The 12554-nt window shown below is 61.5% G+C and carries 11 protein-coding genes; 3 read left to right on the top strand and 8 right to left on the bottom strand.

The genetic code is table 11. The features are described from left to right. Positions 1 to 268: 268 nt before the first annotated feature. The 6 genes from ABL843_RS33305 to ABL843_RS33280 all read right to left on the bottom strand — a co-directional run bounded on the left by ABL843_RS33305 (position 269) and on the right by ABL843_RS33280 (position 8568). Complete coding sequence (locus ABL843_RS33305) at positions 269 to 850, bottom strand: tetratricopeptide repeat protein (protein WP_418120627.1); 582 nt, start codon at positions 848 to 850, stop codon at positions 269 to 271. A gap of 28 nt (positions 851 to 878) precedes the next feature. Continuing rightward, the gene (locus tag ABL843_RS33300; protein WP_418120626.1) at positions 879 to 1181 is read right to left on the bottom strand and encodes a hypothetical protein; all 303 of its coding nucleotides are present in this window, start codon (positions 1179 to 1181) and stop codon (positions 879 to 881) included. Then, positions 1178 to 5614, bottom strand: a complete 4437-nt coding sequence (locus tag ABL843_RS33295; protein ID WP_418120625.1) for an RHS repeat-associated core domain-containing protein — start codon at positions 5612 to 5614, stop codon at positions 1178 to 1180. The genes ABL843_RS33300 and ABL843_RS33295 overlap by 4 nt, the downstream gene beginning before the upstream one ends. Positions 5615 to 6100: 486 nt before the next feature. Next, positions 6101 to 7687: an ATP-binding protein gene (locus ABL843_RS33290; RefSeq protein WP_418120624.1), complete on the bottom strand. Its 1587-nt coding sequence runs from the start codon at positions 7685 to 7687 to the stop codon at positions 6101 to 6103. 195 nt (positions 7688 to 7882) lie between these two features. After that, positions 7883 to 8281 (bottom strand): hypothetical protein, encoded by a 399-nt coding sequence (locus ABL843_RS33285; protein ID WP_418120623.1) that lies wholly within the window; start codon positions 8279 to 8281, stop codon positions 7883 to 7885. 47 nt (positions 8282 to 8328) lie between these two features. After that, entirely contained in the window at positions 8329 to 8568 is a 240-nt protein-coding gene (locus tag ABL843_RS33280; RefSeq protein ID WP_418120622.1) for a hypothetical protein, read from the bottom strand. Between the two features lie 97 nt (positions 8569 to 8665). Here ABL843_RS33280 and ABL843_RS33275 point away from each other — a divergent pair, with 97 nt between their 5' ends. Together ABL843_RS33275 and ABL843_RS33270 are read left to right on the top strand one after the other, a co-directional pair. Then, positions 8666 to 9058, top strand: coding sequence for a hypothetical protein (locus ABL843_RS33275; RefSeq protein ID WP_418120621.1), 393 nt, complete (start codon positions 8666 to 8668; stop codon positions 9056 to 9058). Beyond that, positions 9033 to 9263, top strand: a complete 231-nt coding sequence (locus tag ABL843_RS33270) for a helix-turn-helix domain-containing protein (RefSeq protein WP_418120620.1) — start codon at positions 9033 to 9035, stop codon at positions 9261 to 9263. Before ABL843_RS33275 ends, ABL843_RS33270 begins: the two co-directional genes overlap by 26 nt. A 72-nt stretch (positions 9264 to 9335) precedes the next feature. On the opposite strand, the gene ABL843_RS33265 is transcribed toward ABL843_RS33270, so the two are convergent. Then, positions 9336 to 9791: a macro domain-containing protein gene (locus tag ABL843_RS33265; protein ID WP_418120619.1), complete on the bottom strand. Its 456-nt coding sequence runs from the start codon at positions 9789 to 9791 to the stop codon at positions 9336 to 9338. A gap of 137 nt (positions 9792 to 9928) precedes the next feature. Next, positions 9929 to 11161: a hypothetical protein gene (locus ABL843_RS33260; protein WP_418120618.1), complete on the bottom strand. Its 1233-nt coding sequence runs from the start codon at positions 11159 to 11161 to the stop codon at positions 9929 to 9931. Between the two features lie 333 nt (positions 11162 to 11494). Between ABL843_RS33260 and ABL843_RS33255 the strand changes: the two genes are divergently transcribed. Then, the gene (locus tag ABL843_RS33255) at positions 11495 to 11758 is read left to right on the top strand and encodes a hypothetical protein (protein ID WP_418120617.1); all 264 of its coding nucleotides are present in this window, start codon (positions 11495 to 11497) and stop codon (positions 11756 to 11758) included. Positions 11759 to 12554: the final 796 nt, after the last annotated feature.

Raw genomic sequence — 12554 nt, 5'->3', positions numbered from 1 at the left:
ATCACAAACTGCACGAGCCACCACTGCCCCAACAGCAAGCCAGCGATCACGCCGGTCATAGACAGGAGGTTTACTCCTGTTCGCCGAAGAACCCAGGTGGCAAGACAGACGTTCAACACGCAGAGAAGAGAAAGCCAGGCCTGATACCACTCGGTTGCCCAAAGAGTCGTGTAGGCAATCCATGTGAGAAGGGATGCACAGGCAAAGCTTGCCCAGCGCACTGGAAGCACTGACCGTCCCGTCATGTTTCCACGTTCTTCCACGGCTTCTAGGAGATCAACAAGTCTGAATCGTCGTTGACCATCGAGACCATGAAGCCCCAGCAGACCGCGGCCAGAACTTCCAAGACGCCGATCGGCAGCCATGCGACTCCGCGTTTGCCCCGCAGGTCCTGAAGACCCAACTCACGCAGCGCAAAGGCGTGCCCATGCAGCGCCGCATCTTTCAGCATCTCGTAGGAGCGCGTGAGATCAAGCGAGACACCCTTTCCATGTGCCAGCGAATGGCCGACCCGGAACATCGAGGGAAGATGCTCTTGTTCTGCGCCCAACGCATAGAAGCGGTACGCCCTCTCATGTTCGTCGGCGCTCGTCAACCAGCGGCCGAAATAGAAGCAGCCCAGTGGATGCCCGTGGGCAGCAGCACGCTCATAGTAGGCCACGGCACGGCTTTCGTCCTTTTCGCAGCCAACCCCCTGTGACAGCATCCAGGCGACGAACACCTGACTTTCGACGTGGCCGTTGTCTGCGAGCACTTGATACAGATCGAAAGCCAGATAGAGCAGACGTCCTTGTACGCCTTGCGGGCGGCGATCAGTTTTTCTGCCCGATTCGCATGCACGAGTCGACACGTCGGATAGCTTTCAGGCAGAGGCGTCTCTACCGGAGTTCCGATACGGTCCACGGCTCCACATCCGTGTCAACAACCACCTTGATGAATTTGCGTCCATCACCAGTGTTGGCCCAGTAGGTGAAATACGACTTTGCGCCCGTCATTCGAAAACCGGTAAGCATCGCTTCATTGATCGACTTGTACTTGGTCTGCATGGCTGGGGCGGCCATCAGGTACGCACGCGCCAGCTCTGCCTCACGCGAGGTTGCCGCCGCATGCCAAGCAAACGCAAAGCCTCCAACGCCCAGCAGCACCACGGCGAGCATTGGCCATTTCAGTCGTCCCTTCATTTGCGTCCACTCGATTGATAGATGGAGCCTTGAATACCGATGGAGCCCCCGACCGACGCTCCTGTGCGTCCACCTGGCTCATAGCCAATGTTGCCCTTCAAGCTTGGATCGTTGTACTGTGACCCTCTACCAAAATCATACCCACGGCTGCCGTCGGCCTGTCCGCTGATGCCTGCCCCTGCGATGCCCAAGGTGCCACCCGCTGTGGCCGATATCCCAAGCGTCGCACCGCCTGGCCCAGGAGCGGCCTTTGTACCGCCCGGGCGTCCGGCGAGCGGATCGTACGCAACACCGCCGCCCAAGCCAACGCCCCATTTGCAGCTCAGAAAGCCTTGGCCTGTATTGGGATCTCGACCAAATGAAATGCCGCCGCCGAGGCCGCGATAGAACTCGATGGACACCTCCCAAAGCCCGAGCGGATCGCTGAAGCTCAGCGGATTGGCATCCACATACCCGAACCGGTTCCACCCGCCATCCAGCCCGATCGGATCGGGCTGGCTGTAGCGCCCCGTCCTCGCGTCATAGCTGCGGAAGTAGTTGTAGAACAGCCCCGACTCCTCGTCCGCGTACTGCCCCGGATACCGGAGGTTGAACTTCACCTCCGAGATGCCGGTCGTGCCCGGATTCGGTGTCACTTCGAGATTGGCGAATCGGTTCTTCGCCAGCGTCGGCTTGTCTTCGCCGAACGCGCTGTAGCTCCATTGCCAGACCGCCTGACCATCAGCGTTGCTGAGCCTTCTGGGCGTGTTCAGGTGATCGCTGTGCACCGCATATGTGGCGCCGTTGATCACCGCCACGACCGGCATCGGTCCGTTGACCGTCGGTAGATAGATGTAGCGCGTCTCACCGGTGCTGTGCGTGCCGCCGCTGCCGAGTTCGGCGATCAGGCTACCCTGCTCGTCGTAGAGGTAGGCGTGGCCAAGCTGTTCGGCTGGCGTCGTGGCCGGGCTCCACAGCTTGGTGAAGAACGCCACGAGGCTGTTCCAGAAACCCGGATCGGTTTCGTCGCCCTGGGTCGGCGGATACAGCGGCTCGGTCTTGAACACGCGCTGGCCAAGTGCATTGTGCGCGTAGCGCGTCGTCGGACTGACATCCGTCGCACCTGTGGTGGCGGTGGCCAGCCGGCCTTCCGCGTCGTAGCCGTAGCTCCTGAGACCATCGCTCGTCAGGTCGCCATTGGCGTTGTAGCCATAGGCGACGCTCGTGCTGCTCGCACCGTTGATGATCTGGCTGAAGCCGGCCAGGCGGTTCGAGCCAGCCTGCAGGGTGTAGCCGCGGCTGGTGGTCTGGCCCGCCAGGACGCGCGTGCTGGCCGTGCGGTTGCCGTTGGCGTCGTAACTGAAGCTCGCGCTGTCGCTGGCACCCGCCGCTGCGGCGAAGCTGACGATGCGGCCCGTAGTGCTGTAGCCCACGCTCCAGGTCGTGTCGGCCGCGACGATGGTGCTGTTGCCGGGATTGCTGTCGGCGGGTCCCCACAGGTTCTGGGTGAGGCTGCCGATGCGCCCGGCGGCGTCGTAGACGTAGCTGCTGAACTCGGTCTGGGTCAGGCGCGCCGCGCTGTCGTAGCTGCGGCTGGCCGCAAGCGCCGGGCTGGTGCTGGTGAACGCCCAGTTCCACCCGGTGGGCTGGCCCAGCGCGTTCCATGTGATGCCGGAGACCAGCGGGGTGCCGTTCCAGGTCAGGCCCGTGAGGCGGCCTGTGGTGTCGTAAGTGTGGCTCAACGTACCGCCGTTGGGGTAGCCGATGCTCGCCAGGGTGCCATTGGGGTTGTAGGCATAGCTGACCTGCTGGACGCTCCCGTTGACCAGGGTCTGCTTCTTGAGGGTGACGCGGCCCTGGTCGTCGCGGGTGTACTCGGTGATGCCGGCGCGGTCGACGATCTCACTCAGGTAGCCCTTGCTGTTGGCGCTCAGGTCATAGCGCAGGGTCGTGGTCTTCCCGTCGGCGAAGACAAGGCCGGTCGGGCGCCCCAGTGCATCGCGGGTGATGCTGGTGGCCTGGCCGAGCGCGTCGGTAACCTGGCTGGGCAGGCCCAGCGCATCGAATTGGCCGCTGCGGGGGCCGCTGTCGGCGCTGGTCTCCGAGGTGGCATTGCCCAGGGCGTCGCGGCTGTAGCTGGTGGCGATTGCGTTGAAATCGCTGGCCTGCGTGATGGCGTCCAGGGCGTTGTAGCCCAGGCCGGCACTGGCATTGGCTGCATCGGTGACGGTCTTGACGCGCGCCAGCGCATCCAGCGTCCAACTCGTGGTCTGGTTCAACCCGTTCGTCTGGGTGATGCGGTCACCGCTGGCGTCGTAGCCGAAGCTTTGGTTCTGGTTGGCCCCTTGAGTTTCGGTGGCGACGCGGTTGAGCTTGTTGATGGTGCGCGCCGCAATCCATGCGACCGAGCCGGAGGTGTTGAGCGTCTGCTCCGTCAGCCGGTTGCCCGCGGCGTCGAGCGTGTAGGTGCCGCTCTCGCCACGGTTGTTGCTCCAGCCTGTCAAGCGCTGGGCAGCGTCGTAGGTGTAGCTGGTGACCAGCCCGCTGGGCAGCGACACTGTGGCAACCGTGCCGGTGGGGTGGTAGGTCAGCGTGGTGGTTTGGCCAGGGCTGCTGCCCACGGTGCGCGACAGCATCCGGTCGAATGCATCCCACGTGAAAGTCGTGACCAGTCCGTTCGGATCGGTCTGGCTCGTGAGACGGTTGGCGGTGTCGTAGGTGTAGGCCGTGACATGGCCGAGCGCATTGATGGTGCTCAGCACGTTGCCGCGGGTGTCGTACGCATAGGTGGTGACGGCGCCGTTGGGCTCCGTGTACGTGTGCAGCAGGCCTTCAGTGTTGTAGGTCTGTTGACTCGTGCGCGCGGCGCCCGCCGTGCCACCGGTGTCGGTGATCGTCTTGGTGAGCAGTCGCCCGCTCGTGTTGTAGGTGTACGCGGTGTCCCTGCCCGTCTGGCTGACCAGCGTGGGCACGGGCAGTGCCGTGTCCCAGGTTGTGGCGACGGTCCTCTGCTCGGGCGCGCCGAGCGCTTCCGTGCGCGAGGCTTCCAGGCCGCGGGTGTTGTATGTGAAGCTGGTGACGCTGCCGGTCGCGTTGGTCTGGCTCGCCAACAGGCCCCGGGTGTCGTAGGTGAACGAGGAGTTGCTGGCCGGGCAGCCGGGTGCCGGCTCGCCCTGGATCTGCGAGATTCGCTTGACGCCGTTGACGACGGTGTAGTGGTAGGTCGTGGCGCGTCCCACCGAATCGGTCACAGTCGTTGTGCCGTTGGTGTTGTAGGCCACCTGCGTGAGTCCAGCGTTGCCAGCATGCGTGGTGCTCGTCGCGCGGCCGAGCGAGTCGTAGGCGTAGGTGGCGAAGCGCACACCCAGCTCGTCGGTCACGCCCGTGAGGAAACGCGGGTTGGACGTGTTCTCGTAGTGGTAGGTGCGGCTCGTCACGGCCGAGCCAGCGGTCTTCGTGACCGAGGTGAGCCGGTTGGCGGTGTCGTAGTTGTAGGCAACGCTGAAGTTGGGCGTGGTCAGCGTGCGCGGCTGGAAGTGCGCATCTTCCGTGTAGCCGATGCTGTTGCCGAAGCCGTCGGTCACGGTCACGGCACCGTTGGTGCCGTAGGACAGGCTGTGATACCACCCGTCAGGGTGTGTCTGTTTGGTCAGGCGTCCGGTCGTGTTGAACTCGTAGCGGGTGTTGTCCGCATCGACATAGAGCCAGCCCGTACTGGTCTGAGTGAGCGCGCCGAGTTCGTCCGCATCGGCCGTGATGGTGGAGCCGCTGCGCGCAAACGGAGACTCACGGCCATTGGCATGCAGCAGCACCACCTCGGCGGTGCTGATCCTCAGGCGCATGGCGTAGGAATAGCGCCAGTAGCCGTCGGCGCTGTTGAAGATGCGCGAGAACTTCAGCGGATAGTGCGCAGAGGCGCTGCGGTAGTCCTCTTCTTCCTGCACCTTGTTGCCCATCGCGAAGTTGATGGGGTTGCCGGTGCATGACTGCGGACCGTTGCGCTCGGTGCCATCGCCCTTGTTCTTGCGGGGGATGACGTCGGAGGTGTCGTAGTACACCGTCATGTAGTCCGACGCACTGCATCCGCCGACACTGCCCGAGACGGCCAGGTAGTTCGGACCCGGGCGCAGCGTGACGGGAACACCGCGTCCCTCGAGGAACGAGACGACCGCGGTGAACGAGCCCGAGTAGTTGAAGAACGGCGATCCGTTGAGGGTGGCGGTCACCGTGCCGGCGTCACCGGTGTTGGCATCGCCGCCGCCGGTGCCGTACACCGTGATGTTGGGTGAGGTGACCTTCGCACCCTTGCTCGGCGATGTGAAGTTCAGCGAGCAGGCGGCTTGGACGCCGGCAGAGATGCCCAGCAGCGTGAGTGCCATGGCGCCCTGCAGGGCGAGTCGCTTCATCAGGCGATAGCTGGAGCAGCCATGCCCGGTGGTTGCGTCGGAATGCATGTGTGACCCTCGTTCGTTCTTTTGCCTCGGATGCATTGCATTAAAAGCAATGCTCGGAATGAGCGTAACGACATGTTCGAAGAAGCAATCCAATGGCCTTTTCTGGTTTCTGTGATTGCTCATCGAAAGGATTACTTTGATGGCGCGAGAGTCCCGGCCAGGACTTGGAGGTCGCATTCCGCGGGACGGTGGGTATCGCTTCGCGCGACTCCCGCACAGACTTCACCTGGGCTTCGATCACATCGAGCACACTGCATTCCGACAGCGGTTCGGCGGTGGTAGAGGCCAGGGAGAAGAATGCTTGGGGGAATCGCCTCGATGCCGGCCGCTGTCGCTTTTTCGGGTTCGAGACGGCCTTGAGCAACAGCGGTATCAGGTGACAAAACTGCCTCGACGAACGCGTCGAGATCACATGGCCTTGATGATCACCGTATGCCCGCTGCGGCAAGCGCTCGCACTCTTGTGCATCAGGCCCATACCTCGACCTCAGGCATCGGTGGCCGGCGAGAGTTCGGCCAGGGTGTGCAGCAGCGTCTGCGCACGCACGGGCTTGAACAGCACAGGCACGCCTGAGGCGCGCACACGTTGCAGGCGCTCAGGAGAGGTTTCGCCTGTAACGATCAGCAATTGAGCCGCGGGCGCAAAACGTTCGCGCAGCCGTTGTCCTACATCCAGGCCATCTTCTCCAGCCAGTCGATAGTCACACATGAGCAGGACGACAGGATCCCGTGCCCGGCGCCGTACGAGCGCAGCGCGAGCCTCGGCCTCGCTGGCCACCGCTTCCACCACGATGCCGTGCGCACCGAGCAGTTGCACTACACCGTTGCGTACTTCGGCTTCGTCATCAACCAGCAGCACCCCACCGTGCAGTACTGGCGCCGAACGCAATTCCGGTGGCGTTTCCAGCTTCGGCGGCTCGCTAGCCCCCGCGGGCTCCGCTCGTTGCAGTACCAATCGAAAAAAAGTACCGCGTCCTAGACGTGAATGCACGTGCACTGTGTGTCCTAGCAGCCTCGCCAACCGCTGCACGATCGAAAGTCCGATGCCCAGCCCGCGCGCACGGTCGCGCCCCGGATTGTCGATCTGATAGAACTCCTCGAAGATGTGTTGGAACTGCTGGGACGCAATGCCGATGCCCGTGTCGCGCACCTCCAGCCAGACCTGCTCACCACGTGGGCGCGCGATGATCGTGACGCCGCCTTGTCTGGTGTACTTCAGCGCGTTGTCCAGCAAGTTCGATAGCATTCGGTACAGCAGACTGGGGTCGCTGTGTACCCACAGGCTGCTGGCGCGCACGCGCAGCTGCAGGGACTTTTGCTCCGCCTGGGGCAGGAATACCTGGTTGAGAGAAAGCAGCAGGGTGTCAAGTTGCACGGCGTGCGGCGATGCACTGACCGCGCCGGCATCCAGGCGTGATACATCGAGCATGGCGTCGAGCGAGGCACCCAAAGCGTCGACTGCGCGCATCAACCGCTCGGCGTTGCGGCCTTCCGGGTGATCGCGAAGGGTGCGTTCCATCGCAGCACTGAACAGAGCGATGGCATGCATCGGCTGGCGCAGGTCGTGGCTGGCGGTGGCAAGGAAGCGCGTCTTCTCGGCACTGGCCTGTTCAATGACGGCGATCCGCTGGTCGAGTGCCTCTGCATTGCCGCGACTGAAAAAGAAGTACGAGATGGCCACTGTCGCGATGAGCGAGACGCAGATCAGCGAAGTGAACCGTATTGGGGACGATGACCACAGGTTCCAGATGGATTTCTCGCCAAGGTACACATCGCCGATTGCATATCCGACGACAAAGCCCACACCGCTGCCTACAAGCACCAGCGCACAGATTCGCCAACGGTGCGTCCAGAACTTGCTGTCGCGTCGTGCAAGCAGCGACCAGACACCACTGATAAACGCAAAGCTCGTCCACCCGATCGCCAGCGAATAGACGAGTTGCGCCGTCCATGCACCTCGACCACTGAGCGCGAGAGCCGTCGCGATCAGGCAACAGAATGCCGTCACAGTCACCGTGTCGCGAGCCTGGCGCAGAAGGTCAGAGCGAAGCGGGGAAGCATTCAATGAAATCATGACTTCAGTGGTCCTTCGTTGAGATGCAGGGCTCCGGCGATGAGCCAGATGCTGGACGTTACGACGACTCCAAATCCCTTCTTCTCTCACGTCCGCCGCTTGGCGCCGCGCCCCCTCATTGCGATAGATCGGGCTTCTTCGAACTGACGGAGCGGTTCTTCGATGTCTGTAGCCACCCGTGGCATTTGGGCGGCCCTACGGAATTTCACCCTTGACGGGGCATGGATAGCGTTGGCGCATGTGCAGACGAAATGCCTTGTCCATCGACATCGAGCGCTGCTCGGGCGGCAGGCGCAGCAGAAAGGGAATCAGCGTATCGGTGGTCATCTTCACGCCACCGACCGGGCAGCTGTCGAGCGTCTTGCCCGCATTCTTGGCGCTCTCGTAGTCCACCCGATAGGACTCACCGATACGGGTCAAGCCGTGAAGGGCCGAGACATAGTCCGGGTCTTGCTCCGCACGCACGGGCCCGATCCTGCTCAGCACCTCCATGCTGCGCAGGAAGTCCGCTACCGTCAGGGTCGCGCTCTTGTCCGGCGCGATGGCCTGCGGTAGGTCCCGCGAAGCAGCAAGAACTGGTGTGGTTGCGAGCACAGAGCCAAGAAGCGCCGATCCGAGAAAGGGCCGAAGCAAGACCCGCCTCACGATTGCGAGCCTCGCCAGAACCGCCACCACCGGCGCTGCGTTGCCGCACGCAGATCGAGCGGGCGCAGGTCCAGGATGTCGTAGTTCGTGCTGGGGCCACCGTAGCGCCGGCGCATCTCCCTTTCCAGCTCGTGCGCGATACCGCGCGCGTGGAGCTCACCTTGCAGCGCTCTCCTGCGCCATTGATTCGCCTGAGCCTCCAGTTCCTCGTCGGACAACATCTCCTTCATGGTCATGCGAGTGATTGTGCCGTGTTCGGTGCGCCGTTTTCGACAGCAGTGACGACCGTCTCTCGATCGACTCTGGCAGCAATCCTTGACAGAGAATCCGCTCATGAGCATCAAACATCAATTTGCCGCAGCCATCTTCGCCGCAGCCGCCTTCGCGACCTCGACGGCGGCGAACGCGATCAATCCTGGAGACGAGGTCGTGGTGGGCGTCGGGACGTATGACGATAGCTGCGAATCGTGGATCGCCGCGAGAGTCGCGCCGCAAGGCCATGCGCACAAGGCCGATCAATACCTGATCACCAGCTGGGTACAAGGCTACCTGTCAGGTGCGAACATGGAAAGCATGTTCATTGACCTGAAGAAGGCGACAGCGTTGCCATCGGTGGCCGGGATTTCAGCTTGGCTGGACAAGACGTGCCAGAGCGAACCTCATATCCCGATCGTCTTGCTCATGGACAAATTGCTGAAGGATGTTCGGAGCGCTGCTGTACGGTGACTTGTGCCGCTGGAGCCTTATGGCGCACCGCTCGAAGCTCGGCCTGTCCGCAGCAAGCTATGGACAGCTGCTGGGTGTCTCCGGGCAGACGATCTACCACTGGGAAGAACAAGGCAAGGCTCGCCCGCGATCGGCGCAACTCGAAAGCCTTGCAGCGGTGCGAGGTCTTGGTGCGCGTGAGATTCCGGAGCGCCTCGCTGCATAGAGCTGCTTTTCCGCATTTTCTGGCCATCGCTTTGGGGAGGTGGTTCCGACTCAACCGCGAGTGTTCGGGGATTTACGCGCTGAACTCGACGTATGTGTGGTCCTCACCAGCCAGTTCCTCATCGAGGATGGGGTGAATGATCTCCCAGTCACCGCCGGCCAGGCCAGCTCCGATCTTCGGGTAGCCGATCCGCTTCCCAGAAAAACGGGACTTCACCGCACGCATGACCTTGCGGATCGCGTCGTAGTCAGCTTTGATGCCGGCTCCCCGCCAGTGGAACTGGGTGTATGCATTGACGACGTGGAAAGACCTCGGTCCACGGATGATCTCCGCTTCGGAAAACGTTCCGAGCTTCTTCTCGTCACCTTTCACGGTCAGGCAATCCGCCGCGTAGGCCTCCGGGAACTGTTGCTTGATCGAAAGGGCAATGCCCTTGCCCATCTGGCATTGGCAATTGCACCCGTGAATGATGACGTCGAATTCCCCATTCAGGGCAAGCTGCAGCAGATCTCCGGTAACGGTTCTCATGGGGTATCGGTGTTCTCTGGGATTCGGAAGAATATTGTTCACCAAGCCAGCACGATATCGATGAACAGGTCACTCACCAAGAGAGGACATCGGTGATCGCACCCAAGGCGCTGGTGGCTGCGCGGCAATCATGGTGATCATTGGAGTTGAACGGTCTCCACAGTCGTAGCCAGATCGCGCAGTTGTTGCAGGCAGGCGCCCTCTGGGTAGCCCAGGACTTTCCATCGAGGTACGATCAGCGGCAGCCGTTCGAGCAGATGGCCCGCATGCTGCATGAGGTCAGCCCATCGGACAATGATTGGTGTCGCGCCCTCGGCTTCGAGCAGAAACACGAGGTCGGCCTCCGGCAGCCAGGTGTCCAGGCCCTTGGGCAGCACGGCGAAGCTGACCAGCGAGCCGTCGAAGCCTCGCTGGAGCAGGTTGTGCTTGGCGACGAAGACGTCGATGCCCGCCTGCTCATGGGCCTTGATCAAGGCCTCCTGCTGGTCGTTGTAATCGACCGCCTTCTCTTCGCGCTGCAATGTCGCCAGCAGCGCCCCGGCCTGCCCAGGCGGCGTCCACAGCGCCCACGCCTTGTCGTGCAGCCTGAACATGTCGGCGCTGAGCGGGCGCGACTGCTCGCGCAGCACCCGGCGCGCCGTGGTGATCATCTGCTCAAGCGCGGCAACATCGCTAGCGCCGCAAACCAACAGCGAGGTGCGATTGGGAACCATGGCGACTGGATCGCCACTCAATGGCAATTGCCAGGCGAGTTCGGGCAGGAAGATGCGGCTGGCATCGTAGAAATCTCGGTAGTTGGAGACGTAGAGTCCGGGGCTGAACTCAAAGAAGGTCGGTGCCGCCTTGTGACGCAAGTTGTCCGTCGCGATCTCAAAAGCCTGCTCGAAGCCAATACCCCAGCGCTCCAGATCACCGGGGGCCACCTGCGCGATGGCATGGTCGCTGTCGATGGCGACGGCCGCACCCAGGGTAGGAGAGAAAGGAGTCCACACCATGGTGTCTTCGAGCTTTTTCGAGAGATCACCGCGCTCAATTCGCGCCAGGTCGACGCCTCCGAGGCGGCGCAGGATCGGCAGCAACCGCGGCTGGATCTCGTCAACGGTTGCGGGTTTATCCCCGCCGGTACTTGCGACCGCGAGGGCGAAACGCGTGATCTCCTCTTTTCGCTTCGCAGGCAATGCCTGGCAACAGTCGGTGTAGAGGTTGTTCAGATAGATCACGCCGCCATCAGCACGGCGAATCAGGAACTTATCGAGATCGAGGACGAGCTGCTCGCCAGGAAGCAGTTTCTGGAGCTCCTGCAGGAGCAGCTTGGCGACCTGTTCGTTGCCAGGTTTGCGGTCGAAAAGGCCGCGAATGAATGACAGCATGTCCCCTCCTGCGAGCAGTATAGGCAGCGGCTGTGAAACGCAGGAATGTCTTGTCGAACCATCATCACTCTTTCGAACGAGCGATAGGCGGTGATAGGCTCCTGGCTCAAACTCAAGAGCAGGGAGCGGCTCGGCTCAGTGCCATTCATCTTCTTATGCGACCAACGGAAAATTGATCCACCTATGGAACGTGGATCATTTGAAGAGCAGGACACCTGAATGATTCCGAGCTACTACGTTTACCGCTGAAGCCAACATCTGAGATGCTTGCATCGAGACTGCCAGGCGACCGGCCAATGTCGGCCAGAGTCAGACATACACACCCTGAGTCCAATGAATACCGTCTTTATCGTTCAGCACGTCCACCTGCTTATGCCGCAGGAAGAGGAGGACGTAAAACTGATCGGAGTCTATAGGTCGCTCCAAAGCGCACATGCGGCCGTTAAGCGGATGGCGAGTGCCCCCGGATTCCGAGATCATCCCAACGTCGTCGATCCATCCTATGCCGGCGTAGGCACAGACCAAGGTTTCCACATCAGCGAGTACCGCCTTGATAAGGACAACTGGACCTCAGGCTATGTGACTCAGATCAATTGAGCCATCAGGGGCCAACAACCATTCATTTTTTGCCGGCACGATTCGGCCAAGTGCAGTCGTTGGCCATGAACGCCCCTCTTCCCGTCTAGCTCATGAGTGATATCAGCCGCGTCTATCAAGCTCTTCTGCGTGCATCTGAGCCTCCTCCATCCGATAGAACGCACTCGGTGGAAGTGACTTTAGTAGACACGTCTTCCACTTTCGTCCCCATCGGCTTTGTGCGCGTCGGGCACGAAAAGTTTTCATCCGAGAGTGAAGCCAACCACTATTGGGAGTCCTGTATTCGGGACGATACTTTCATTGAGCCATTGCAGGGAAGGATTGAGCCTACCGATCCGTCCCGATGGCCCGAAATTCTCAACGTCATCCGAAAAGACTTGAAGCGCGTGGGACGCCTGAATGCAGTCACTTTTCCGGAGCAAATTGATGCATGCTTCTCCGTCGAGAATGCTTGCGATTCGTGCACAGGACATGTGCTTCTCATAACTTCCGCGGCGAGCATCCTTTATGTTCATTGGCACAGAGAGTCCTAACAGGATTTGCCCTCGATGCAGAGTGAAATCGGGAGAGGTTCCTTGTTTTGAGTAGCTGCATGAAAGGGAACTCAGCGACAGGTATGGCCCTTTCGCGAAGGCAGGGGCCATCGGCTACAGTCGGCCAGTTGAAGTCATTCGCACGCTATTGACCGGATGACCGCTATGGCGGCAACGCTAATGTCAGCGGTTCAAGAACCGGCAACTCCGGGCTTTACGGAGCGTGTGCACACCGCGGGCCGGGCGGCAACAATGCGGCCACG

It is taken from the genome of Variovorax sp. 350MFTsu5.1 (genome assembly GCF_048302515.1).
GTDB lineage: Bacteria > Pseudomonadota > Gammaproteobacteria > Burkholderiales > Burkholderiaceae_C > Variovorax > Variovorax guangxiensis.
The sequence above is the reverse complement of the archived record's forward strand: the minus strand, read 5'-3'. Positions and strand labels throughout refer to the sequence as shown.

Coding starts and splice junctions, on each gene's coding strand:
- ABL843_RS33300 (WP_418120626.1), bottom strand. CDS start 1,181: ATGAAGGGACGACTGAAATGGCCAATGCTCGCCGTGGTGCTGCTGGGC.
- ABL843_RS33270 (WP_418120620.1), top strand. CDS start 9,033: ATGTTCGGAGCGCTGCTGTACGGTGACTTGTGCCGCTGGAGCCTTATG.
- ABL843_RS33260 (WP_418120618.1), bottom strand. CDS start 11,161: ATGCTGTCATTCATTCGCGGCCTTTTCGACCGCAAACCTGGCAACGAA.
- ABL843_RS33255 (WP_418120617.1), top strand. CDS start 11,495: ATGAATACCGTCTTTATCGTTCAGCACGTCCACCTGCTTATGCCGCAG.
- ABL843_RS33280 (WP_418120622.1), bottom strand. CDS start 8,568: ATGACCATGAAGGAGATGTTGTCCGACGAGGAACTGGAGGCTCAGGCG.
- ABL843_RS33275 (WP_418120621.1), top strand. CDS start 8,666: ATGAGCATCAAACATCAATTTGCCGCAGCCATCTTCGCCGCAGCCGCC.
- ABL843_RS33290 (WP_418120624.1), bottom strand. CDS start 7,687: ATGATTTCATTGAATGCTTCCCCGCTTCGCTCTGACCTTCTGCGCCAG.
- ABL843_RS33295 (WP_418120625.1), bottom strand. CDS start 5,614: ATGCATTCCGACGCAACCACCGGGCATGGCTGCTCCAGCTATCGCCTG.
- ABL843_RS33265 (WP_418120619.1), bottom strand. CDS start 9,791: ATGAGAACCGTTACCGGAGATCTGCTGCAGCTTGCCCTGAATGGGGAA.